The organism is Neolewinella antarctica (assembly GCF_011927835.1).
Taxonomy (GTDB): domain Bacteria; phylum Bacteroidota; class Bacteroidia; order Chitinophagales; family Saprospiraceae; genus Neolewinella; species Neolewinella antarctica.
The window spans coordinates 56,899-79,165 of record NZ_JAATJH010000009.1; the positions used below are offsets into that span (position 1 = coordinate 56,899).

Sequence of the window (22,267 nt, forward strand, 5' to 3'; positions counted from 1 at the left end):
GTACTATCTATTACGCTCCAAAACCCGCACCCGAACACTCTTACTAATTGGCGTATTACTCCCCCGCGCCGTCCGCGAAATCGGTACCAGCGGATTAGTCTCCGGAAAATAAGTACAAATATTCCCCCTGGGAATAGAGAAGGGCACGATCTGAAATAGATTTACCCGCCGCACGTCCCCATCGTACTCACTCGTCAGATCGACTTTCTGGCCGGAAGCGTAGCCGTTCGCTGCCATATCCAATTCGTTCATCATCACCACGCGCCGCTCGTTGTGGATGCCCCGGTAGCGGTCGTCCATCCCGTAGATAGTTGTGTTGTACTGGTCATGGCTGCGGACGGTCGTCATCAGAAATTCACCCGGCTCTAGCACATGGTTACTCAGCGGCGTAACGCTGAATTGCGCCTTACCGTCCGAAGTCTCGAAGCGGCAGTTGCGCGGACCGTTCGGTAAGTAGAAACCTGCCGGTTGCCGCACCTTTTCGTTGTAGCGTTCGAAGCCTTTGATGCAGGCCGCAATCGCATCGCGGACGTTGTCGTAGTCCGAAGCCATGTCCGTCCACTTTACCGTCGTTTTCTCGCCCAGCGTCCTCGCGGCCATCCCGCAAATGATGGCTACCTCGCTGCGTAAATGCGTACTTCGGGGCTCCAACACCCCCTTACTCATCTGTACCACGCCCATCGAATTCTCACAGCTCACGAACTGCTCGCCCGCTTCCCGCAGGTCGATTTCCGTCCGGCCGAGGCAGGGAAGAATGAGGGCTTGCTTTCCGTGGACCACGTGGCTCCGGTTCGGCTTCGTAGATATTTGCACGGTGAGGTTACACTGGCGTAAGCCTTTCGCGGTATAAACCGTATCCGGCGTGGCGGAAATGAAGTTTCCACCGAGGGCAACAAAGACTTTCGCCTTCCCGGCGTGCATGGCTTTGATGCTGTTTACTACGTCCAGCCCGTCCTCAGCGGGCGGCTCGAAATTAAAGTGATTCCGTAGTCCGTCGCGAAGTTCGGGCTTGAGTTGTTCCCAGACGCCCATCGTACGATCACCCTGGACGTTGGAGTGGCCACGCACGGGGCAGATGCCCGCGCCGGGTTTGCCAATCGCGCCTTTGCAGAGGATCAGGTTGACCATTTCCTTCACCACGTCCACGCTGTTTTCGTGCTGGGTCAGGCCCATGGCGTAGCAGATGATGATCTTTTTGGAGGCGGCGATGAGGCCGGCGGCTTCGTAGATTTTGGCGGGCTCGACACCGGAGCCGTCCATGCATTCTTGTAGGTCGGTCGCCTCGATCATGTCCGACCAAGCGGCGTAACCGGAGGTGTGGCTTTCGATAAATTCGCGGTCGAAAATGCTGCCGGGGTCCTTCCGGTCTTCCGTCCACAAAATCTTACAGATCGCGCGGACGAGGCTCATGTCTTCGTTGATCTTCACCTGGAGAAATACGTCGGTGAGTTTTGTTCCCCGGGCGAGAATATTGATCGGGTCCTGCGGGTCGACGAATTTCATCAGCCCGGTTTCGGGCAACGGGTTGATGCTGATGATTCGGCCGCCGTTGTCTTTGCATTGCTTGAGGGCGCTTAGCATTCGGGGGTGGTTCGTCCCGGGGTTCTGACCGATCAAAAGGAGTAGGTCGGCATCATGAATGTCGTGCAGAGTCACACTGCCCTTCCCCAAACCCAGCACCTGCGCCAGCGCCTTACTGGTGCTTTCGTGGCACATATTGGAGCAGTCGGGCAGGTTATTGGTGCCGTACTGCCGCACGAAAAGCTGGTACAAAAACGCCGCTTCGTTACTGGCCCGGCCGCTGGTGTAGAAGATGGCTTCGTCGGGGGAGGCCAGGCCGTTCAGTTCCTTGGCAACGATATCGAAAGCCCCGTCCCAGGTAATCGGGGTATAGTGCGTTGCGCCCGGGGCGAGGTACATCGGCTCCATAATGCGGCCGGATTTGCCGAGTTCGAAGTCGCTCATGGCCCCCATTTCGTCAACGGAATGGCGGGCGAACCACCCGGGGCTAGCCTGGCGCGAGGTGGCTTCTTCGGCGACGGCTTTAGCGCCGTTCTCACAGTATTCCGCGATCGGGCTGCGCTTACCGTCCGGGTCGGGCCAGGCGCAACTGGGACAATCATAGCCGCCTTTCTGGTTGAGCTTTAGCAGGGCGTGCATGCCTTCCTTCAGGTGGGTGTATTCCTTGATGTGCTCCAACGAAACGCCAACCGCGGGCACGCCGGCGGCATATTTCGAGCGCTTCTTCAGTTCGAGATCGTGTAGTTTTTCGGGCGTCAATTCATTCATGGCGGGGCGGTTTGAGGGCTGATAAGGTAACGCATATTCTCACTTTTGGTGCGTGGGCGCGGTCGCGGGTGCCGTGTTAGGGGAAATAAAAGCAGGGTTTCGTGGACTAGTCCCTAACGTTCGTCGAAATCCGACCGTTTTCCGGGACTGGGCGACCCCACCTTCACCACCAGTCGCCGGAAGCAATCCCGTTTCCCGACCAAAAAGAACTTGATTATGTCACATACTATCATCGATCATTCCAACAGTAAATCCTTTCACAACATGGCCTGGATCTCTTTCGTCCTGGCCAGCATCGGCACCCTCGCCGGCATCTTTTTGCTCGACGCGACGACGATCACCAAAGGCTTCCTCGCCATGGGCTTCGTCTTCACGGTCAGCTCCTGTTTTACCCTCGCCAAGGTCATCCGTGATAAGCACGAATCCGACCGGCTGTACAACAAGGTCGAGCGGGCGAAGACGGAGAAGTTTTTGAGCGAGACGGAGAATCCTGGGCGGGAGTTTTAAAGGCGGGTAGGGGGTTGGGTGGTAGGCTGATAGGCGGTAGTCTGTAGAGACTGTAACTACCAACTACCGCCTACCAGCCTACCGCCTACTCTCCCCAGAATCCTAAACATAGCATAGTTGAATTGCGTGTTACCAACGACCCCAACTCAACACCAATATATGCGTCACCTTCCGAGTCTCCTACTTTTCCTCTCCCTGATTCTCTCCTTCTCCGCCTGCGAAGACGATGAGGATGTCAACTACGTTGTCGCCGACGTACCCGTTGATGTGCCCGGCCTGAATTATACCCTCGACGAAGCCCAAAGCTTTTCCATCGTTTACAACGCCCTGACGGCCAAGCTACGCGCCAACCCGGCCATCGGTGTCGTCGAAGAAGTCGATCACCAACAAAATGCCCAAAATATAAACGCCGAACTGCCCGCCACTCGCGTCGTCCTCTTTGGCAACCCGACGCTCGGTACCCCGTTGATGCAGGCCAACCAACGCGCCGGCATCGACCTGCCGCAAAAGATGCTGGTATACATCAACAATGACGGCCAGACCGTAACGGCCTACAACAACACGGCCTACCTCGGCCAGCGCCATGGCGTAGACAGCGTCACTACCTTGAGTCAGATTAGTACCGCGCTCCAGGGTTTAGCAACGGATGGCGGCGCAACTACGCTTGTTCCAGCCGCGGAAAATACCGTTACGGCAGATGAAGGACTCATCGAAATAGACAGCGAGCTGACTTTTGACGAGACGTACAACAAGCTCCTCGAACTTCTCAACCGCAACCCTAACCTGAGCATCATCACCATCTTTAACCACCAAGCGAATGCTGCCAGCGTTAATCTGGAATTACGGCCTACCCGCCTGCTCGTCTTCGGTAACCCCAACCTCGGCACGCCCCTCATTCAGGACCGCCGCACGATGGGCATCGACCTACCCCAGAAAATGTTGATCTACGAAGACGCCGACGGCACGACTAAAGTGCTTTACAACGATATCGCCTATCTGGTCCGTCGCCACGGCGTAACGGCCGGTGCGGAGCAAATCACGCAAATCACCGCGGCCCTGGCAAACATCGCGCAGACGATTACGCGCAACTGATTTTCCGCCTCGTCCGAGAATCACTAATTTAGGCCCAAACGATCACGCCCGACCATGAAGAATTTCACCAAAAACGTAGTTGTCATCACCGGCGCCGGTTCCGGGATCGGTCGTGAACTCGCCTACCAATTCGCGGCAAAAGGAGCTATTTTAGCTTTGAACGATTGGGATGAAACTAGCCTCGAAGAAACCTGGGCGGCCCTTCCCGCGGCCAGCCAGGGGGTGAAAGCTACCTACGACGTAGGTGACCAACAGTGCACGGAAGATTTTGCCGCCCGGGTCAACAAAGCACTGGGTGGCGTCGACGTGGTGATCAACAACGCCGGCATGAGCGTCCGCCAACAATCGAGCGAGCAGAGTACGGCGGAGGATTACGAGAAAGTGCTCCGGGTAAATCTTTACGGGGTAATTCACGGCTCCTTGGTCTTTTTGCCGCACCTGCGCCAGCGCCCAAATAGCGTACTCGTCAACATCAGTAGTGTCTTCGGACTGATGGGTTACCCCCGTTCGGCCCCCTACAACGTTAGTAAATTTGCCGTGCGTGGCTTCACCGAAACGCTACGGGTGGAACTACGTAAAGAACCCATCCAGATCGTCTGCGTTCACCCCGGCGGCATCCAAACCAACATCGCACGCAACGTAGAAATTGAAAACCCGGAAGAGCGCGAGCGCTTCATTCGCGGCTTTGAGCGCAGCGCTCCGACAACGGCAGTTGACGCGGCAAAAACTATTATTCGCGGCATTGAACGCGGTAAGCAGCGGATTCTGATCGGGTCCGACGCGAAGATGATCGACTGGGCGACGCGGCTTTTTCCGGCGACGTACGAACGGGTGCTGAAGAAGTTTCTTCGGTAGGGCGCAGTCGCGGGTGCCGGGTGGTTAGGGAGAGTATCTTGGTCTGTGGTCTGTGGTCTGTGGTCGGCTTGCCAACGCATCGTTACCGGAGATTGGGGATACGTTCGTATATCTTTTTACGCTACGTGCTTCTGTGTTTTTGTGGCCCAAAAAAAGGCGTATACCAGGCCTAAAATAAAACTCACACCAAACCCTCCCGCACCAGATCGTGCAGGTGCAAAAACCCCAGGTATTCCCCTTCATCACCCACCACGGGAAGTTGCGTGATGCTGTGCTGGCGTAGGGTGGCGAGCGCGCGGATGGCCAGGGTGTCTTTGTGCACCGTTTTGGGTGTGGCCGTCATCATCTTGGCGGCGGTTACGCGAACTAAGTTGGTGGTGGAAGACAACAGCCGTCGCAGATCCCCGTCGGTGACAATCCCCGCGAGCCGGTCCGACCCTTCTTCCAGAACGGCCGTGGCCCCCAGGCACTTCGCCGTCATTTCCAGTACGGTTTCTTGGAGGCTGGTGGAGGGCCTGACGACCGGCTGCTGATTGTGGGGGTACAGATCCGAAACGCGTAAATACATCTGTTTGCCGAGGGAGCCGCCGGGGTGGTAACGGGCGAAGTCTTCGGGGCTGAAGCCGCGCAGGGCGAGGAGGGAAGTGGCTACGGCATCCCCAAGCGCCATTTGTAGGGTAGTGCTCGTTGTCGGGGCCAGTTCGTTCGGATCCGCCTCCCGGTCGAAGGGCGCGAGAAGGAGGTAATCGGCACTCTGCCCGAGGCTACAGTCCGGCCGGCTGACCATGGCGATGAGCGGGTTGCCGAGTTGACGGGTGAGGAGGGCCAGCATTTTTAGTTCCGCCGTTTCTCCACTCCTGCTGATGGCCAGTACGATGTCGTTGGGCTGCACCATACCGATGTCCCCGTGGATAGCGTCGGCTGCGTGTAAAAAAGTAGCCGGAGTGCCCGTAGAGTTCAGCGTGGCTACGATCTTTTTACCCACCAGTGCCGTTTTCCCGATCCCGGTGACGATTACTCGCCCCTCACACGCGTAAATAGCGGTCACGCTCGCCTCAAAACGTGCGTCGATGGTATCGATTAAATTCGTTAGCGCGGCAGCTTCAATTTGCAGTGTACGACGGGCAACATCAATGACGGGGCTAGGTTTTCTCACTTAAAAGTGTATTTTTGAGCATTCTGATGGAGGCTACGGGTGACTAACAAAGTGACTCCGGCGATTTTTCGCCGTCTCAGCCCACGAGTGATCGGCTTTTGATGCGTTAAGACCGTGTTTAGGGCAGTAAGAATAGTAAAATAGTTAGGCCGGGTCAGTTGGAAGCCGTAATTTACGGAGAGCCGGCCTTTGAGCTGCTATTAGACTATTCTCTAATTCATACCCGGCCCCAAGCTGCCTATTTCACCAACATACTCTTTTATGAGTATTGTTTTATTTAAAAACCCCCGGTTTCTTCAAACAGCAACAATATTTGAGCGCGCATTCAGAACCGCGCGTCACGTACGAAACAAAGGGGAACACAAAGCGAGTAGACATAATGACTGCCAGACCAGTTACCAACCACATAGAAGAAGCACTTTACGATTTTTTCGGCTTCGATCAATTTAAGGGCAACCAAAAAGCCATCATCGAATCCCTTTTTGAAGGCCGCGATACCTTCGTCATCATGCCCACCGGCGGCGGCAAAAGCCTTTGCTACCAACTTCCCGGCCTCATGATGGACGGCTGCGCTCTGGTCATCTCCCCCCTCATCGCGCTGATGAAGAACCAGGTGGATTCAATCCGTTCCTACAGCGATAAAGATAGCGTCGCCCACTACCTCAACTCTTCCCTCTCCAAAACGCAAATGCGGCAGGTGAAGGAAGACATCACGGCCGGTGAAACGAAACTGCTCTTCGTCGCCCCCGAAACGTTGACCAAGGAAGAGAATATTGAATTCTTCCGGGATTCTAACATCTCCTTCGTCGCCGTCGATGAGGCCCACTGTATTTCCGAGTGGGGCCACGATTTCCGCCCCGAGTACCGCCGCATCCGCGAGATGCTCGATGAGATCGGCCACCAGGTTCCCATCATCGCCCTGACGGCTACGGCTACCCCCAAGGTCCAGTCCGACATCGTTAAGAACCTGCGGATGGGGGAGACCCACAAAACGTTTGTTTCTTCTTTCAACCGGGACAACCTCTATTACGAAGTTCGTCCGAAGGGAAAGAAGGATTATACGATTCGTCAAATCATCCAGTGCGTCAAGGAAGTGCCGGGTGAGTCCGGCATCGTCTACGTCCAGAGCCGTAAGGCGGCCGAAGAAGTCGCCGAAGCCCTCCGCGTCAACGACGTCCGCGCCGCACCGTATCACGCCGGCCTCGACCCCAAGACGCGCTCCCGCACCCAGGACCAATTCTTGATGGAAGACGTCGACGTCATCTGCGCTACCATTGCCTTCGGTATGGGGATCGACAAGCCGGACGTCCGCTTCGTCATCCACTACGACATTCCTAAGTCCATCGAGAACTACTACCAGGAAACGGGCCGCGCCGGTCGCGACGGCATCGACGGCCGCTGCGTGGCTTTCTACGCCTACAAAGACATTCTGCGGCTCGAAAAATTCCTCCGCGACAAGCCGCTCATGGAGCGCGAAATGGGCGCACAGCTCATGCAGGAGGTAATGGCCTACTCGGAGACGACGGCCTGCCGCCGCCGCTTCTTGCTCCACTACTTCGGCGAGCACTACGACGAAAAGGACTGTAACAAGATGTGCGACAATTGCCGCCATCCGAAAAAGCGTATCGACGTTAAGGACAAGGTTGTTGCCGCCCTCAAGGCCGTTAAGCAACTCGACGAGAACTACCCGCTCAAGACCCTCATCGAATTCGTGCTCGGTAAGGAGACCAAGCAGATGAAGGACTACAAATTCACCCAGCGTGCCGGCTTTGCCGTCGGGAAGGGGGAAGAAGAAGTTCTCTGGAGCTCTATTTTCCGCCAGACCTTGCTCAATAACTTCGTTCGTAAGGACATCGAGTCTTACGGCACGATCAAGATGACGGAGCAGGGGGAAGCCTTCCTGAAAAAGCCCGTTAAGTTCGAAATCCCGATCGATCACGACTTCGAAAAAGAACTCGCCGCCGACATGCGGGTGGCCGCCGACGACGCCCGCGCAGTCACGCTCGACGAGCCCCTGCTGGTAGCGCTCAAAGGTCTCCGAAAGCAGGAAGCTAAGCGCCTCGATCTGCCGCCCTTCGTGATTTTTCAGGAGACCAGCCTCGTCGAGATGGCCACGCGCTATCCAATCACGCTGGATGAGATGAAGAACATCAACGGTATCTCGATTAATAAGGCCCGTCGCTACGCTACGCCCTTCCTGGTGCTGATTGAAAAGTACGTTGAAGAGAACGATATCGACCGCCCGCTCGAATTCGTGGTCAAGCAGGTCGCTAACAAGTCGAAGAAAAAGGTCAACATCATCCAGTCCGTCGACCGGAAGATTCCCCTCGACGACATCGCCTCCGGTAATCAGCTTTCCATGGACGAGCTGATGGAAGAGATGGTCAGTATCGTCCATTCCGGCACAAAACTTAACATCGATTATTATCTCGAAGATGAAGTTGACGAGTATAGCATGGAGGAAACGTACGAATACTTCATGCAGGCGGAAACGGATGACCCAGACTTAGCTTTTCAGGAACTGAAGGAAGAGGACGTTACGATTGAGGAGATCAAGCTGATCCGGATCAAATTTCTTACGGAAATGGCCAACTAGGCTTGACGATCTTATCGCTCGGTAATCCGGTGCATCGGGGAGTGGATGAACGACCGGTCGCGGCCTGACGTCTTCCGCGAAAGGAGCTTTACTAAACTTAGGTTAAGCCACCGTAGGACTTTAAAATTTATGCTCACGGGGCGCGTTCTTTGAGCGCGTCCCGTTTTTAGTGGCGTTGACCCGCCTTTAATGCTTACGTTATCCCCGCCAATGAATCTTACGTCCTACTTTATTTCCTTTTTCTGCTTGGTCCTGTTTACCTCCTGTGGCGCCTTTAAGCCGGCCAACCCCGGTACCAGAACGACCACCTCTCGGCCACCGCGCAAGCCAAGGGTGGCGGTCGACGCTACTTCCTGGATTCGCACGGACATCACGCAGCACGCCCAGGATCTGCTGGGCATCGCCTACAAATACGGCGGCAATCGACCCCACGAGGGTTTCGATTGCTCGGGGCTGGTGCGTTACCTGTACCAGGGCGCGGGGCTCGATCTGGCGCGGCGGTCGCGCGACCAGGCGAAAGAGGGTAAATTAGTGAACGCGAAGAGTGCGCGGCCGGGGGACCTGGTGTTCTACAAAAGGCCCGGTGGGGCGGTGTTTCACGTGTCGGTCGTCGTGGAGGCCTCACCCGGTGAATTGTGGGTTGTCCACGCCACGAGTTCCCGTGGGGTGATGCGGGAAAACGTTTTGGCCTCCAGCTACTGGAAGCCAAAAATGTACCAGATTAGGAATGTATTGCAATAGCTTCCCTTAGTGATCGCGGCGCTTGCCGGCCGGAATGGTCTGCTGCTTATTGTCATCAATCAAACTCTTCACGCCCGTGCCCTGCAGGAGTTCGCGTTCCCGGATCGGCATCCCGTCGATTAGGCTGAGCAACACGGAGGCTGGCGTCAGCCGATTGGCCGCGCGGTATTTTTCGTTGCTGTCCAGCCCAACGAGCACCATCGTGAATTCGTACTGATTGGGGCTGAATTTTTCGTAGTACTGCTCGGAGAAAGACTCATTTAAAAAACGGCCCGTGTTCTCAAACTTACCGCCGGGCGTGACGGAAATGAAAGTAACTCTCCTGGTTTGAAATTCTTCGTGCTGGCCGTAAAGTAGCCGCATTTGCTCCTGGAAAAGTGGATCACCCGGGTCGGGGGTGAAGAGAATAACTAAACGGGATTTCCACTGAAATTCGTTGAGGGATTGGGCGGTGGTCACGGTGGTTGTTCCAAATAGTAAGGCTAGGGTGATTAGCAAGGTTTTCATGCTTTTAATACGGAATTAGGAGGCTATTTGTTCCTTGTTTGTCAGGGGGGTGTGAGCGCGGTCGCGGGTGCAATGAAGGTTGAGGGCAGCCTGCCCGACCCCGATAGCTATCGGGGTGCGGTAGCGCTGCCGCCGTTTCCGGATAGCTATCGGGATCGGGCCACAAGCCTTCTAACTTTGCACCCGCGACCGCGCACCCACCAAAAGATCAAGCTTCTTCCGCCGAAAGCGCCATCATCAGCGCCCCAAAAGAAGCGGGCTCTTTATATAACGAATCACTATAAAATGTAGCCCGCAAGCGTAAATTATGCGGCGCATCATTCCGCAACTCGTGCTCGATGGTGACATTACCGAAGCCCTGCTCGATCAACTTACCACTCTCGTAATCCTTACGCGGCTTGAGGTAATGCCGCTCCTGGGTTTCGACCCAATTCTTACGACTAAAGACCCGGCGGTCGGAGATGTCGCTGCGGTAATCCAGCGTCTGGACGCGCTCCTTGAGGAAGTCGAAAAAGTATTCAATCTCCGCCGGGGTGTAGTTCAGTTGCTGAAAGTAAATCACGAAACCTTTGCTGCTCGCCAAATCGAGAAAACCGACCCCGGAGTCCGTCGGCTGCCCGGCCCGGTGGGTGGCGTACTGCTCCACGAGCCAGTCGAGTAAGCGGCCACTGTTCCGCGTTCGTTTCCAGCGCTCGTACCCTTCCAAAAATTCTTCGTCGCGCACGATGAGCTCGTGGACGGCGGCGTTGCCCGGCGTGCTTTCGTCAGCTTTGCGGAAAAGATCGGTAATATTGTCCCAGAAAGCCATGGTAGAGAGTTTTGTAGGTAGAGAACGGATGGAACGCGGCAAGGTTAGAACCCAATGTCTTGCTCCCGCCGCCCGCCCCGGACGCGCGTGACCTCCCCCCGGTATTTCATGTCCCGCGCCTCGGTGTACCCAAAGTCCGCGTGGGGCAACACGCGGTTGAGCGTTTTGACGACCAACCGGAGCTTCCCGGGTTTGAGGCTGTAGGACTGGGTAGTCCCGTCCGGCTCCACCAGGTAAAGCGTACCCATCGACTGCGTTTTGAAGCCGAAAGGCATGCGTTCCGTCTGGGTGGAGTAGACCCAGGCGATGGTTTCCGGCTCGTCCCGGAGTTGGCGGTGGAGGTAGGCAAGCGGCTGGTCGCTGAGGATGCGGTAGAGCCACCAGAGTGCGAAACTCGCCAGGAAGCCGCCAACGACCGGCCACACGGCACTACGGACGACCACCCCGACGACGGCCGTGCTCAAACCGACAACCATCAGCACTACGGATACGATTTGTTGCTGACGCCGCTCCCGCTCCAGACTATTCCAGAGCGGTTTGAGGCCGGGGTGGCGGATGATTCGGGCGTCGCGTTGCATACCGGCTTAAAGTGCGATACGCGGCCCGGTGTTTCGGTTAATCCGTCATAATTTTATCGGATTAGTGAGCGGCAGCCTTGAACGCGCGGACGACTTCACGGGTATTACACGGGCTGCCCTTTCTCAGCACAAAATTCACCCCCCCCCCCCCGACGAACTGGCCCCATGCTGAACTACAAAATCTACGGCGAAGGCCAACCCTTCGTTATCCTCCACGGCCTGTTCGGCATGCTCGACAACTGGCAGACGCTCGGCCGTCAGTGGGCGGAAACGTACCAGGTGATTCTCGTCGACCTGCCTAATCACGGCCGTAGCCCGCATTCCGACGAGTTAGACTACGACCTCATGGCCACCGCCGTGGCGGAGCTGCTCGAAGCGCTGGGTCACGACGAAGTCTACCTGCTGGGCCACAGCATGGGCGGAAAAGTCGCCATGCAGATCGCGCTTACTTACCCCGATCTGGTACGTAAACTCATCGTCGTCGACATGACGCCCCGCCAGTACCGTCGGGGCCACGACGACGTTTTCGCCGCCCTCAACTCTCTCGACCCCGCTACTATTTCCGACCGGAAGGAGGCTGCTAAGCTGATGTCCGAGCACGTCAGTAACCGAGGGGTTCAACTATTCTTACTCAAGAATTTAACTCGGGATAAAAAATTAGGTTACAAATGGCGCATGAACCTGCCCGTCATCGAGGCGGAATACGAAACGTTGATCGGCCCGGTGGGTGATTTTGGGGATTGCTACGACGGGCCGGCCCTGTTCGTGCGGGGCGGCAAAAGTGGCTACGTGCGGGATAAGGACATGGAATATATCCAATTGCTTTTTCCCAAGGCGGAGCTGGTGACCGTGGCGGGGGCGGGGCACTGGCTGCACGCGGAGGAGCCGGAGGTGTTGTTTGGGTTGGTGGGGGAGTTTTTAGGGTAGTGTTGGCTGACAAATTTTCAGAAGGTATCATGATTTGCGGTTTAAACGAAAACGTGGAGCTGCACCCCACGCTACGAGAGACGACCCTACGGGCCTAACTGGTACGCAACGAAATTTTGACACGTCCATTAACTACTCCCGGTTCCGGGAGTCTACCAGGATCGTGACCGGGCCATCGTTAATTAATTCTACCTGCATGTCCGCACCAAAGGTTCCGGTGGCGACTACGCGGCCGGCTTCCAGGCTGAGGGTGCTGACGAAAGATTCGTAGAGGGGCACGGCTACGTCCGGGTGCGCGCTGCGGGTAAAGCCGGGGCGGTTGCCTTTCTTGGTGCTCGCGAAAAGGGTGAACTGGGAGACGACCAGCAGGCCGCCGTCGATGTCGGCGACGGATAAATTCATCTTGCCGTCCGCGTCGCTGAAGATGCGCATGGCCATTACCTTTTTGCACAGCCAATCCACGTCCTCCTGGGTGTCCAGCGGGGCTATGCCGAGTAAAATCAATAAGCCCTGCTGGATGCGGCCGGAGACGTGGCCGTCGATGGTGACGGAGGCGCTGGAAACGCGTTGGATCAGTATGCGCATAGGTAGGTATTTAGTCGGTCAAAGCTAATTCCATTCGCCAGTCTTCCATCAGGAAGCCATTGCCGATGTCGGTAGTGTGCCGATCGATTTTGCGGAAGCCGACGTGCTCGTACACGCCGATGGCTTTGTTCTGGTAATTAACGTCGAGCCGCAAAGCCTTCTGACCGGCGTTGCGGGCGATGGTCGCCACTTTGTCGATCAGCTGTTTACCGAAGCCTTTGCCCTGGCTTTCCGGCAATAAATAAACCTTGTGTAGCTTGGTCGTGCCCGGCAGGTAATCCGCCTGGTAGCTGGCGTAGCCTACGGGTTTGAATTTAGTGATGCCGCCCTTCAGATACTGCGGACTGGGGTTCGCATTTTGATTGCCGCGCTGCCCTTCCACCAACAACAAAAATACGTGTCCATCCGCTACCTGTTGCTCAATGGCTTGCCGCCGGTACATCAGGTGGAGCATGTAATCAATTTGCTCCCCGGTCAAAATATCCTTGAACGTCGATGGCCAAGTTGCGTGCGCGATCTTACGGATGGTGTCGTAATCGGCGGGGGTAGCTTCTACTATGCGGTAGTTTAAATTCATTAATTAAATCAATTTTTGACGGCGTCAATCTACCCCGGGGCATAGTTCACAAAACCATCACCGTTTCTCAACGCACTTTTTTGTGTTTCTGTGTTTTTGTGGCCAAAAAATCCGTGTTTTTCACTACGCCCGCTCATGCAATTCCGGTCCATTATTCCGCACGTTCCCCACCAACTGAGATACCGGGTAAGGCGATAAGACACCGTCCGCCGGCGTCCGTAATAAGTCCTTGATATCCTCTAGGGAAGAAGCTTCGTCCAGCCAAGCCTTTTGTAAGTCTTCGTTTTGTAGCAACATCGGCATCCGGTCGTGGATCGGTGCCATTTCCGCGTTCGGCTCGCCGGTAATGATGGAATACGTATAAACCGTTTCCGCCGCCGGGTCGGTTTTATCCTTCCAGCTTTCCCAGATGCCGGCCATGACGAGGAGGCTGCCGTCGGTAGGGAGGATGCGGTGGGGTACTTTTTTGCCGTCCTTGCGTTGCCATTCGTAAAAGGAATCGGCAATTACCAGGCAGCGTTTCTCGCGGATGGGCTTGCGGAAACTCGCCTTGTCCTCGATGCCTTCGCGGCGGGCGTTGATCATCCGGGCGCCGATTTTTAAGTCTTTTGCCCAGAAAGGGACGAGGCCCCAACGGAACAGGCTCACCTCATCGGGGCTACGGTTCGTGATGACCAGGTTGTTCTGGGTGGGGGCTACGTTGTAGTTCGTGGGGAGGCCGGCTTTAGGCAGGAGAAGATCCCGGGTGAATTGTTTTCTTAGTTTCGCTTCGTCGATTACTACGCTGTATCTGCCGCACATGGTTATTAGTTTTTATTGGAACGGGGGTGGGGTTTGGTTGGTTTAGGGGTTTGGTTGATATGCGATATGCGAATCTCGATATGCGATATTTGAGGTGGCTGCCGCATGGCTTGGGTGTCGTAGTAGTTTTGGTTTTTCCCGTGGATTTAGGCGCGGTCGCTGGTGCGGGTTTTTTTTGGATGGCGATGATTTGGGGCGGGATACCGGGCATTTTGGTGGTCACCTAAATATTGGAAAATTGAATTTGGTCGTAACGAAAACGTGGGGCTGTACCCCACGCTACGAGAGACGACCCTCCGGGCCTGAGAATTGTTAGCCCATCCAGGTTAGCAAGGCTTCCACTAGGTCTTCGTGGGGGTTTTCTGGTTCTTCCTGGCTAGGATTAGGCTTCAGGCTTGGTGAGGTGTCTGAGCTACTTTGCTCTTCCTGTATTTGCTTTGCATCTACGTTCGCGCCCTCATCCGTAGACTTGGCGAGTTTCAGTAAACGTTGACGATCGAATACGCTGAAGTCGGCGAAGGTGCGGCGAAGGAGGGGGAGGATGGTTTCGAAATCCTCCCATTCCAGCTCGGCTACCCAACCGTCGACGAGGTTCCACAGCGGTGGATAGTGGAATAGTAATTGACCGCTGCCGTGGAGGAAGCCACCGAGCCACTGGGCGACGTAATGTGCGGAATTGGCGGCGGATAAGGCGCGGGAAAAGCGAATAGCCGTTGCTTCGTTTTCGATCATGCCGTGGTCGTAGAGCAAGCGGATGCAGTGTCCTTCGATCAACGGGTGCACGCCGCCCGTTGCGCCAGCCCGGCGGAGGCCGCTCGTCCAGACGTCATTGTGTTCCTCGTTATCTAACTGAGCGATGGCGTAGTTAGCGGCGGATAGGTGCTTTAGGAGTTCTTCGGCCTGCTCGTCGTCAATGTTGGTGGCCGCGGCGGGCAGGCCGGCCATTAGGCGGGGTAATAATTCGTCGATTACCTGTAGGAGGACCGTGGTGTCCGTTTTCCGGGAATCGCCGTAGCGGCTGGTTTGGACCAAGGCCGGCAGGGCGGAAAGGAGGGCCGATACGTCCGTCGTTTCCGCAGCCCTTGCCCGGAGGAGGTTCATCAGTTCTTCGACCACGTCCGGCAAATCAGCACGCAGGCAATCGAGGGCTAACTGGGCGAGGGGGCGGACGGTCTTCAGCTCCCGTGCTTTTTCCGCGCTGTACCGTGCCGCCGCGGCCCCGACCGTATTTCCGTAGCTCGCCCGCTCGATTAGGTGCAGTACGAATTCCGGTTGCCATTCCAGCAGCCAAATCTCTTTGAAACTACTCAGCGTATCCGGCCCGAGGGGCTGCAGGGTGCCCCAGTGGATGCCGAGCAAGTTCAGGCGGTGCAGAAGGTGGCTTTTACGTAAATCGTTATCCGCCCGCAGGTCGATGCTGCCGCGCGGATTGGCTTTGGTGGCCTTGAGGTAAAGCTCACCGGCCGTTTCCCAAAGCTTGGCCATCCGGGTACTTTTCAATTCGCGGTTCAGATTCTCCACGAGCGGTACGGACGTTACGCCCGGCGGCACGAAGCCGACCGTCGTCCCGATCGTCAGTTTTTCGTGGATGAGCGCGAGGCGTTCCGGACAGCCGGCGGCGAGGGTGCCGAGGAGGGCTTGTTCGAGTTCCTGGATGCCGGGGGCTTCGTGGTCGCGTAAGTTTGCCAGGGCCGTGGCCAGGGAAACCGCTTCCGTGGCCATGGCGGGGCTGGCGTCGTAACCTTCGTCGCGAAGGAGTTTTCCGGCCGTAGCCATCCACCGCGCCGTGGCGGCTTCGGGGAAATCGTGGAGCATTTGGTACCAGGAAGGGCTCAAGACCCCCGCCCCGTACCCCGCCGAACGGGACAATCGGGGGTAGGACCAGGGCACCCAGGCGCTGGCGATCTTCACCCGGGGTAAGCCTTTTAATCGAGCTTTATCAGCCGAAGCTTTGTACTTCCCCACGTCGCGCACCGCCGGCCCGTGAAAAGCACCGACGACGATGGCGATTCGTTCCGCACCAGACTTCATTCCCTTGCGAATCTCCACCCGCATGAAGGCTTCCCGCCGCTCGTTCTCGTCGTTGGAGGCGCTCGGAAACGTTTCGCGGAGCTCGCCGACCATGTCTAGGAGCGCCATGAAGGTTTCTTCGGGGCGGTCGGTGCCACGTTCGAGCGTGGCGTCCCACCAGGATTCGGAATCTTCGTAGCCGGCCAATTCGGCCATGAGGGAGAGGGGATCGCGGCGGAGTTGCTTGTTGAGCTGTTTGCGGGTTTTGCCGGGGAGGATGGACGGGGTTTCCGGTGGTGGTTCTTCGGTTCGAAAGAGGGTGGGCGGCACTCCCGCGGACCGCTCGGCGAGGTAGTGGCGGGCGGGTAGGTCGATGGGGGTGACGGTTACGCCGTACTCCGCGGCCCACTCGATGGCTTGGTATTCGGGGCTGAAACTGGCGAACGGGTAGAAGCTAGCGCGCTCAATGTTCTTGGCGTCGTAGAGCACCATCGCGACGGGCGGGCGGAGGCCCTTGGCGACCACGTCGGAAAGATTCGGTGCGTCGGCGGGCATTTCCAGCAGGATCAGATCCGGAGCGTAGGCTTCCAGGGCGGCGCGGAGGCGGCGGGCGGAGTTGGGGCCGTGGTGGCGGATGCCGTAGGTGCGGGTGGTCATGTTGGTGCAGATCCCAAATTTGGTTTAGGGCAAAAGATAAGGGGAAACACCGGTGCTCGATGTTTCCCCCAGGAAATCTTGTGGCTTGTGCCACGGTTGCTGGATTGGAATGTTTACTTCCGGCTCCAGGTTGACGTAGTCTTGATCGTAGTGGTCGTGGTCGTATCTCCACGCTGGGTTACATCCTCTTGGTCCTGCGTGAGGGTGAGCAGATCGCCGACAATCGTGTAATCGAGTTCCTGAGCAGTGCCACTACCACCGGAGGTTACTCCGTTGATGTCAAGCGTGACGAAGCTTCCGGTTACGCTAATATCATCGTCGGAGGCGGTGTAGGTGCCGTTCCTGTTTTCTCCGCTCGTGGTAGTAACTGTGGCGGAGGCATTAGCTGATCCATCATCCGTATTGGTGATCAGGTCGATGAGGTAACCACCCTGGGAGGTCCAGGTAGCCTCCGCAAAGGTGAGCTCGAACGAGTCGACGGTTGCGCTGCCGTTGGAAGTACCGGTGCTGGTGCCCGATGGCATGACGGTGGTACTGCTGATGTCGGCGTCCAACCCGGTGGCTATCCAGGTGCCCTGGAGATCATTCGTGGTGGGGGTGATTGGGTCTTCGTCATCGTCGCAGGCGAAGAAGGAGACGCTAAGTAGGACGAAGAGGAATAATTTGAAGCTATTCATTGAAGTTGGTTTAATGGTCCGGGCGCGAATTGCACGCTCCGGATAAAATGAAATAATGTGCGCGCGGCGATAGGTCGGACGCGAACTGGTTAAAAAATCGACCTCCTGATAAAATGACCCGTACAATGGCCGTCACCATGGGGTGACTTACTGGGGAAGTTGCCGAGGAAACGTGCTGATTTTCTCGGAGGTATCCGAGTTATGTTAAAGGTGCTGGGTTGGTGGTTCGGTCTACGTCAGGCAAGAACTTTCCAACTAGGCTTAAAGGTATTCTGTAGAAGGAGGGGAGCACTGTCTTCAGTTTTCTGAAGATGGGAAGTATCGTGAGTACAAGCAGTAAGGAGGAATTATCAATTTTGGGACATACGCTAGAGGAACATAGCGGCAATTGCTGATTGGACAGTACTAGGAACGCACTATGAGGTTGGGGGGAGCTCTTTCCGGTAGAGAAAGCCCTACAATTGGTAAAAAATAAAGGGGAAACACCGGTGCTCGACGTTTCCCCTTCCTGAAGGCTGCGGTAGAAGTTAGGGTCACTCCCGCAACCAAACCGAAGTAGACACAATATTACTAACTATGCGGCCACCACCGCTACCGGCGGGAAGATCGCGATCGAAAATCATCTTCTGAACGAAGGTGAGGGTATCCCCGGAGATTCGATAGTTGGCTAGCTGGTCTTCAGCTCCCATGCCAGTGTTGGTCATCCCATCGAAATCAAAACTGAAAGCACCGCCTTCAAAAATCAAGGTGGAGTCAGTCGGTGTGGTGTAAGGACCGTTGCTCGAGGCATTAGTGAACTCTCCCGTGAACGTAGTGGGTGGGATACCAGCGGGTGTCGTGATCGTAGTCGTTGCGGAAAAGGCGTAACCACCTTCTGCCAGAAAGGTCTGGTCCGTGAACGTCAGCTTATAGTCGACCGAAGTTGACTCGGTAGTGGTTACGGAGTTAGAGTTGAAGCCATTGACCGTCGTAACGGCCGTCTGGTCGGTATCAAAGGAAAGAGCATTCCAAATGCCGACGAGGGTAGCCGTACTGCCATCGCCCGTTCCGGTAGTATCCACCCCGCCGCCAGTGCCAGTGGTATCCACACCACCACCCGTGCCGGTAGTGTCCACCCCGCCGCCAGTGCCGGTGGTGTCCACGCCGCCGACCGTGCCAGTAGTATCCACACCACCCCCCGTGCCGGTAGTATCTACGCCGCCACCCATACCCGGCGTAGGTTGGATGGGTACGAGCGGTTGCTCATCATTGACGCAGCTGGCGATAGCAAAGGAGAGAAGTAGAAGAAAAAAGAGGTCAAGCAGTTTCATGCTGAAGAGGTTTAGGTGGTGGAGCCGAACGGTCAAACCCGTTTCGGGGGGGTAAAATTATGTGGCCGCCACAAATTATGGTGTCGGCACGGGCACGAAGCGCTTACTTTTCCAAATTCTCCTCCCGCATCTGCGGAAAGAATAGGACCTCCTGGATAGATTTCTGCCCCGTCAGCAGCATCACCAAGCGGTCGATCCCGATTCCGATCCCGGCCGTAGGCGGCATCCCGTATTCGAGCGCCCGGAGGAAGTCTTCGTCCATCGGCATCGACTCGTCGTCACCCCGCGCGGCGAGTTTAGCTTGCTCCTCAAAACGCTCGCGCTGGTCGATCGGGTCGTTAAGCTCGGAATAGGAGTTGGCGATTTCTTTGCCGTTGATGATAAGCTCGAAGCGCTCCACGAGGCCTTCCTTGCTGCGGTGCTTTTTCGTCAGCGGGCTCATCTCGATCGGGTAATCGGTGATGAAGGTGGGCTGGATGAGTTTTGCTTCTACGTGCTCGCCAAAAATTTCGTCGATCAGTTTGCCGCGGCCCATGCTGTCGTCGGTGTGGACGTGCAGGCGCTTGCAGATGGCGCGCAGGGCATCTTCGTCCGCGTCGTTAATATCTTCACCGGTGTATTCCATGATAGAGTCGGCCATGGTCAGGCGGCGGTAGGGGCCTTTGAAGTCGATGGTGTTGTCACCGATCTTTACGGTGGTCGTTTCGCCGCCGTTGACGGTCTTGACGCTGAATTCTAGTAGCGCTTCGCAGGTGTCCATCATCCACTCGTAGTCCTTGTAGGCTACGTAAAATTCGAGGAGCGTGAACTCAGGGTTGTGCGTGCGGTCCATGCCCTCGTTGCGGAAGTCCTTGGCGAATTCGTACACGCCGTCGAAACCGGCCACGATCAGCCGCTTGAGGTGCAACTCATTGGCGATGCGCAGGTACATCGGCATGTCCAGCGTGTTGTGAAACGTTTTGAACGGCCGGGCCGCCGCACCGCCGTGGATGGTTTGCAGGATGGGTGTTTCTACCTCCATCAGTTCCAGCCCATCTAGGTAGGACCGCATGGCGGTGATGAGGCGGCTACGTTTGCGGAAGATCTCTTTGAACTGGGGGTTCACCGTCAGGTCCACGTAACGCATCCGGTGGCGCTGCTCGGGGTCGTTAAAGGCGTCGTGCACTTTGCCTTCATCGTCCGTCTTCGGCGTCGGTAGTGGGCGAAGGGATTTACCGAGGAAGGTGAATTCCTTGACGTGGATGCTCGTTTCACCGGTCCGGGTTTTGAACACGTGGCCCGTCACGCCGATAAAGTCGCCGAGGTCGAGTAGCTTTTTGAATAAGGTGTTATACAAAGCCTTGTCCTCACCGGGCGCGATGTCGTCGCGGCTGACGTAGATCTGGACGCGGCCGGAGCTATCCTGAATGCTCGCAAAGGCCGCTTTTCCCATGATGCGCTGGGCCATGACCCGGCCGGCGACGGTTACTTCGGTCAGGTTGGTCGACAGGTTGTCTTCGGCAAACTCCGCCGTTTTGTTGATCTCCTTGGCCAGGTGCGTCACCGCAAAAGTGGCGGCCGGGAAAGGTTCGATTCCGAGTTCGCGGATCTTTTCGAGGTTGGCTCTTCTGACGAGTTCCTGTTCGCTGCGTTCCATGGGGGGGGCTTATTTTGAGGCGCGAAGATACGGTACGGGGTTTCTTTTGGTCTTCCCCCTTCATCCAGGCTTTACCGCCGCGCACGTTACTCTAATAACCGCCCTCATTTAGCGATTGTACGCACAACTTCTTCCGGAGGGTGGTCGCAGATCGCGCCAACGGTTGGGGCTCGGGGAGTCTAGTTGCTGGCCATCGCCAATGGCAGTGTTTTACCCCGCCCCCCGCTACCGTTAGAAAAGGGACAACATGCGCAAAAAAAAATCTACCCGCAAGCAGGTAGACTCTCAAAAATCCATCAAATGTGTTGTTGCGTAAGTATTTAAAATCCAAAATCAGCTAACCCCATACGGCAGCTTGTTTTTACGATTTTATTTTACTTGAGAGCGCTATAAATCTGGGACCACCAGCGGAAGACAATTCAGTGAGCTTCACTGGTAAAAGGTAAGCAGCGAAAAGTCTTAGTTTGTGTTGGTAAATACAGAGACACAAGTACTAAGTAACAGAAAGCTAATCGCCCGCTTTGAGAGTACGAAAGTACGGTAAAATCACCCAGCACCGTAATAATCCATAGTTAAAATATCCACAAAACGGGATTATCGCTCTTTTTAAATGTCTGGTGGCCATAATTTTACCCATCAACCAGGTGCGTATACGATGTTCTTGGACGAGGTTGCCGGAAATTTCCGTCAGTGGTAAACCCGTCTTTTACTCCGCCGGGGTATGTTTTCGTAGTGCGTACATTTGCCGCAGCGCAACAAGAAACAAATAATAACACCGAGTAACCAACATGTCTTTAAACCTCTCCCTCTTAAAAGCTATCTGCGCGGCCCCCGGCGTATCCGGTTACGAGCGTCGCATCCGCGATCTGATTAAAAAAGAAGTTACCCCCCTGGTCGATGAAGTCCAGGTGGACAACATGGGCAACCTCGTGGCCATCCGCCGCGGTAAAACCCCCAAACGCGTCATGGTCGCCGCCCACATGGACGAGATCGGCTTCATCGTCAATCACGTGGACGAAAAGGGCTTTGTCCGCTTTTTACCCCTCGGCGGTTTCGACCCCAAGACGTTGACGGCCCAGCGCGTGGTCGTCCACGGCCGCCAAGACGTTTTGGGCGTCATGGGCTCCAAACCCATCCACATCATGAAGTCCGAAGAGCGCAGTAAGGTCGTGCCGCTCAACGATTACTTCATCGATACGGGCATGACCAAAGAAGAAGTCGACAAGTACGTACGCATCGGCGACCCCATCACGCGGGAGCGGGAAATGACGCAACTGGGTGACTGCGTAACGAGTAAATCACTGGATAATCGCGTATCCGTATTCATCCTCATCGAGACGCTGCGTGCGCTCAAGGGTCAGGAGCTCCCTTACGACTTCTACGCCACTTTTACCGTGCAGGAAGAAGTCGGGCTACGGGGTGCGATGGGTAGCGTGAGCCACATCGACCCGGACTTTGGCCTCGGTTTGGACGTGACGATTGCCTACGACGTCCCCGGCTCCACACCACAGGAATCGGTCACGACCCTCGGCGGCGGCACGGCGATCAAGGTGCTCGACGGCTCGGTGATCAGCGACTACCGCATGGTAAATTATTTGCGGGAGCTAGCCAAAAAGGAGAACATCAAGCACCAACTGGAGCTACTCCCGGCCGGCGGCACGGATACGGCCGCCGTGCAGCGGTACGGCCACAAGGGCGCGGTCGCGGGTGCCCTGTCGATCCCGTTGCGCAACATGCACCAGAGCACGGAAATCGTTCATACGGAAGACGTGCGGGCAACGATCGATCTGCTAACGGCGGCGATCAAGGAGCTGGCTAGTTATGACTGGTCCTTCGACCGGGACCACGGGGATGAGCGGCACCCGGACCGGGTTTCCGGCGGGGCGGGGTTAGACTGGATGTAGGGGAGTATCTTGTATTAACCCGATTAATCCTCTAAGGAGTATAGATCGTGCTCC

General features: G+C 56.2%; 19 protein-coding genes. 7 read left to right on the forward strand and 12 right to left on the reverse strand.

Translation table 11 applies throughout. The features are described 5' to 3' along the window. Positions 1 to 3 precede the first annotated feature (3 nt). Complete coding sequence (locus GGR27_RS18155) at positions 4 to 2,289, reverse strand: FdhF/YdeP family oxidoreductase (protein ID WP_168039986.1); 2,286 nt, start codon at positions 2,287 to 2,289, stop codon at positions 4 to 6. A 216-nt stretch (positions 2,290 to 2,505) separates the two neighbouring features. Here GGR27_RS18155 and GGR27_RS18160 point away from each other — a divergent pair, with 216 nt between their 5' ends. The 3 genes from GGR27_RS18160 (at position 2,506) to GGR27_RS18170 (ending at position 4,743) form a co-directional block, all read left to right on the forward strand. After that, complete coding sequence (locus GGR27_RS18160) at positions 2,506 to 2,796, forward strand: YiaA/YiaB family inner membrane protein (RefSeq protein WP_168039988.1); 291 nt, start codon at positions 2,506 to 2,508, stop codon at positions 2,794 to 2,796. 159 nt (positions 2,797 to 2,955) lie between these two features. Further along, the gene (locus GGR27_RS18165; protein WP_168039990.1) at positions 2,956 to 3,888 is read left to right on the forward strand and encodes a DUF302 domain-containing protein; all 933 of its coding nucleotides are present in this window, start codon (positions 2,956 to 2,958) and stop codon (positions 3,886 to 3,888) included. A 54-nt stretch (positions 3,889 to 3,942) separates the two neighbouring features. Continuing rightward, on the forward strand, positions 3,943 to 4,743 hold the full coding sequence (locus GGR27_RS18170) for an SDR family NAD(P)-dependent oxidoreductase (protein WP_168039992.1): 801 nt from the start codon (positions 3,943 to 3,945) through the stop codon (positions 4,741 to 4,743). A gap of 181 nt (positions 4,744 to 4,924) precedes the next feature. On the opposite strand, the gene GGR27_RS18175 is transcribed toward GGR27_RS18170, so the two are convergent. Then, complete coding sequence (locus GGR27_RS18175; protein WP_168039994.1) at positions 4,925 to 5,899, reverse strand: KpsF/GutQ family sugar-phosphate isomerase; 975 nt, start codon at positions 5,897 to 5,899, stop codon at positions 4,925 to 4,927. Between the two features lie 379 nt (positions 5,900 to 6,278). On the opposite strand from GGR27_RS18175, the gene GGR27_RS18180 reads away from it, so the two are divergent. Both GGR27_RS18180 and GGR27_RS18185 read left to right on the forward strand, forming a co-directional pair. Further along, on the forward strand, positions 6,279 to 8,495 hold the full coding sequence (locus tag GGR27_RS18180; RefSeq protein WP_168039996.1) for a RecQ family ATP-dependent DNA helicase: 2,217 nt from the start codon (positions 6,279 to 6,281) through the stop codon (positions 8,493 to 8,495). A gap of 210 nt (positions 8,496 to 8,705) precedes the next feature. Then, positions 8,706 to 9,236, forward strand: coding sequence for a C40 family peptidase (locus GGR27_RS18185; RefSeq protein WP_168039998.1), 531 nt, complete (start codon positions 8,706 to 8,708; stop codon positions 9,234 to 9,236). Between the two features lie 6 nt (positions 9,237 to 9,242). Here GGR27_RS18185 and GGR27_RS18190 read toward each other — a convergent pair whose 3' ends face one another. The 3 genes from GGR27_RS18190 to GGR27_RS18200 form a co-directional block, all read right to left on the reverse strand. Further along, positions 9,243 to 9,743, reverse strand: a complete 501-nt coding sequence (locus GGR27_RS18190) for a DUF4174 domain-containing protein (protein ID WP_168040000.1) — start codon at positions 9,741 to 9,743, stop codon at positions 9,243 to 9,245. Between the two features lie 208 nt (positions 9,744 to 9,951). Beyond that, entirely contained in the window at positions 9,952 to 10,551 is a 600-nt protein-coding gene (locus GGR27_RS18195; RefSeq protein WP_168040002.1) for a hypothetical protein, read from the reverse strand. Between the two features lie 44 nt (positions 10,552 to 10,595). After that, complete coding sequence (locus GGR27_RS18200) at positions 10,596 to 11,129, reverse strand: hypothetical protein (RefSeq protein WP_168040004.1); 534 nt, start codon at positions 11,127 to 11,129, stop codon at positions 10,596 to 10,598. A 165-nt stretch (positions 11,130 to 11,294) separates the two neighbouring features. Between GGR27_RS18200 and GGR27_RS18205 the strand changes: the two genes are divergently transcribed. After that, entirely contained in the window at positions 11,295 to 12,056 is a 762-nt protein-coding gene (locus GGR27_RS18205) for an alpha/beta fold hydrolase (RefSeq protein ID WP_168040006.1), read from the forward strand. A gap of 132 nt (positions 12,057 to 12,188) precedes the next feature. Here GGR27_RS18205 and dtd read toward each other — a convergent pair whose 3' ends face one another. The 7 genes from dtd to lysS all read right to left on the reverse strand — a co-directional run bounded on the left by dtd (position 12,189) and on the right by lysS (position 20,309). Further along, complete coding sequence (gene dtd, locus GGR27_RS18210; RefSeq protein WP_168040008.1) at positions 12,189 to 12,641, reverse strand: D-aminoacyl-tRNA deacylase; 453 nt, start codon at positions 12,639 to 12,641, stop codon at positions 12,189 to 12,191. Positions 12,642 to 12,651: 10 nt separating this feature from the next. After that, positions 12,652 to 13,218, reverse strand: coding sequence for a GNAT family N-acetyltransferase (locus tag GGR27_RS18215; protein WP_168040010.1), 567 nt, complete (start codon positions 13,216 to 13,218; stop codon positions 12,652 to 12,654). 123 nt (positions 13,219 to 13,341) lie between these two features. Beyond that, positions 13,342 to 14,019: an SOS response-associated peptidase gene (locus GGR27_RS18220; RefSeq protein ID WP_168040012.1), complete on the reverse strand. Its 678-nt coding sequence runs from the start codon at positions 14,017 to 14,019 to the stop codon at positions 13,342 to 13,344. 312 nt (positions 14,020 to 14,331) lie between these two features. Next, a complete protein-coding gene (locus GGR27_RS18225) occupies positions 14,332 to 16,686 on the reverse strand; it encodes a DUF5682 family protein (protein WP_168040014.1) in 2,355 nt (784 codons plus the stop codon). 113 nt (positions 16,687 to 16,799) lie between these two features. Next, the gene (locus GGR27_RS18230) at positions 16,800 to 17,363 is read right to left on the reverse strand and encodes a hypothetical protein (RefSeq protein ID WP_168040016.1); all 564 of its coding nucleotides are present in this window, start codon (positions 17,361 to 17,363) and stop codon (positions 16,800 to 16,802) included. Positions 17,364 to 17,896: 533 nt separating this feature from the next. Beyond that, a complete protein-coding gene (locus GGR27_RS18235) occupies positions 17,897 to 18,673 on the reverse strand; it encodes a hypothetical protein (RefSeq protein ID WP_168039899.1) in 777 nt (258 codons plus the stop codon). 103 nt (positions 18,674 to 18,776) lie between these two features. Continuing rightward, positions 18,777 to 20,309, reverse strand: a complete 1,533-nt coding sequence (lysS, locus tag GGR27_RS18240) for a lysine--tRNA ligase (protein ID WP_168040018.1) — start codon at positions 20,307 to 20,309, stop codon at positions 18,777 to 18,779. Between the two features lie 788 nt (positions 20,310 to 21,097). Between lysS and GGR27_RS18245 the strand changes: the two genes are divergently transcribed. Beyond that, positions 21,098 to 22,213 (forward strand): M42 family metallopeptidase, encoded by a 1,116-nt coding sequence (locus GGR27_RS18245; RefSeq protein ID WP_168040020.1) that lies wholly within the window; start codon positions 21,098 to 21,100, stop codon positions 22,211 to 22,213. The last annotated feature ends 54 nt before the right edge of the window (positions 22,214 to 22,267 follow it).

Coding starts and splice junctions, on each gene's coding strand:
- GGR27_RS18155 (WP_168039986.1), bottom strand. CDS start 2,289: ATGAATGAATTGACGCCCGAAAAACTACACGATCTCGAACTGAAGAAG.
- GGR27_RS18160 (WP_168039988.1), top strand. CDS start 2,506: ATGTCACATACTATCATCGATCATTCCAACAGTAAATCCTTTCACAAC.
- GGR27_RS18165 (WP_168039990.1), top strand. CDS start 2,956: ATGCGTCACCTTCCGAGTCTCCTACTTTTCCTCTCCCTGATTCTCTCC.
- GGR27_RS18170 (WP_168039992.1), top strand. CDS start 3,943: ATGAAGAATTTCACCAAAAACGTAGTTGTCATCACCGGCGCCGGTTCC.
- GGR27_RS18180 (WP_168039996.1), top strand. CDS start 6,279: ATGACTGCCAGACCAGTTACCAACCACATAGAAGAAGCACTTTACGAT.
- GGR27_RS18185 (WP_168039998.1), top strand. CDS start 8,706: ATGAATCTTACGTCCTACTTTATTTCCTTTTTCTGCTTGGTCCTGTTT.
- GGR27_RS18190 (WP_168040000.1), bottom strand. CDS start 9,743: ATGAAAACCTTGCTAATCACCCTAGCCTTACTATTTGGAACAACCACC.
- GGR27_RS18195 (WP_168040002.1), bottom strand. CDS start 10,551: ATGGCTTTCTGGGACAATATTACCGATCTTTTCCGCAAAGCTGACGAA.
- GGR27_RS18200 (WP_168040004.1), bottom strand. CDS start 11,129: ATGCAACGCGACGCCCGAATCATCCGCCACCCCGGCCTCAAACCGCTC.
- GGR27_RS18205 (WP_168040006.1), top strand. CDS start 11,295: ATGCTGAACTACAAAATCTACGGCGAAGGCCAACCCTTCGTTATCCTC.
- dtd (WP_168040008.1), bottom strand. CDS start 12,641: ATGCGCATACTGATCCAACGCGTTTCCAGCGCCTCCGTCACCATCGAC.
- GGR27_RS18215 (WP_168040010.1), bottom strand. CDS start 13,218: ATGAATTTAAACTACCGCATAGTAGAAGCTACCCCCGCCGATTACGAC.
- GGR27_RS18220 (WP_168040012.1), bottom strand. CDS start 14,019: ATGTGCGGCAGATACAGCGTAGTAATCGACGAAGCGAAACTAAGAAAA.
- GGR27_RS18225 (WP_168040014.1), bottom strand. CDS start 16,686: ATGACCACCCGCACCTACGGCATCCGCCACCACGGCCCCAACTCCGCC.
- GGR27_RS18230 (WP_168040016.1), bottom strand. CDS start 17,363: ATGAATAGCTTCAAATTATTCCTCTTCGTCCTACTTAGCGTCTCCTTC.
- GGR27_RS18235 (WP_168039899.1), bottom strand. CDS start 18,673: ATGAAACTGCTTGACCTCTTTTTTCTTCTACTTCTCTCCTTTGCTATC.
- lysS (WP_168040018.1), bottom strand. CDS start 20,309: ATGGAACGCAGCGAACAGGAACTCGTCAGAAGAGCCAACCTCGAAAAG.
- GGR27_RS18245 (WP_168040020.1), top strand. CDS start 21,098: ATGTCTTTAAACCTCTCCCTCTTAAAAGCTATCTGCGCGGCCCCCGGC.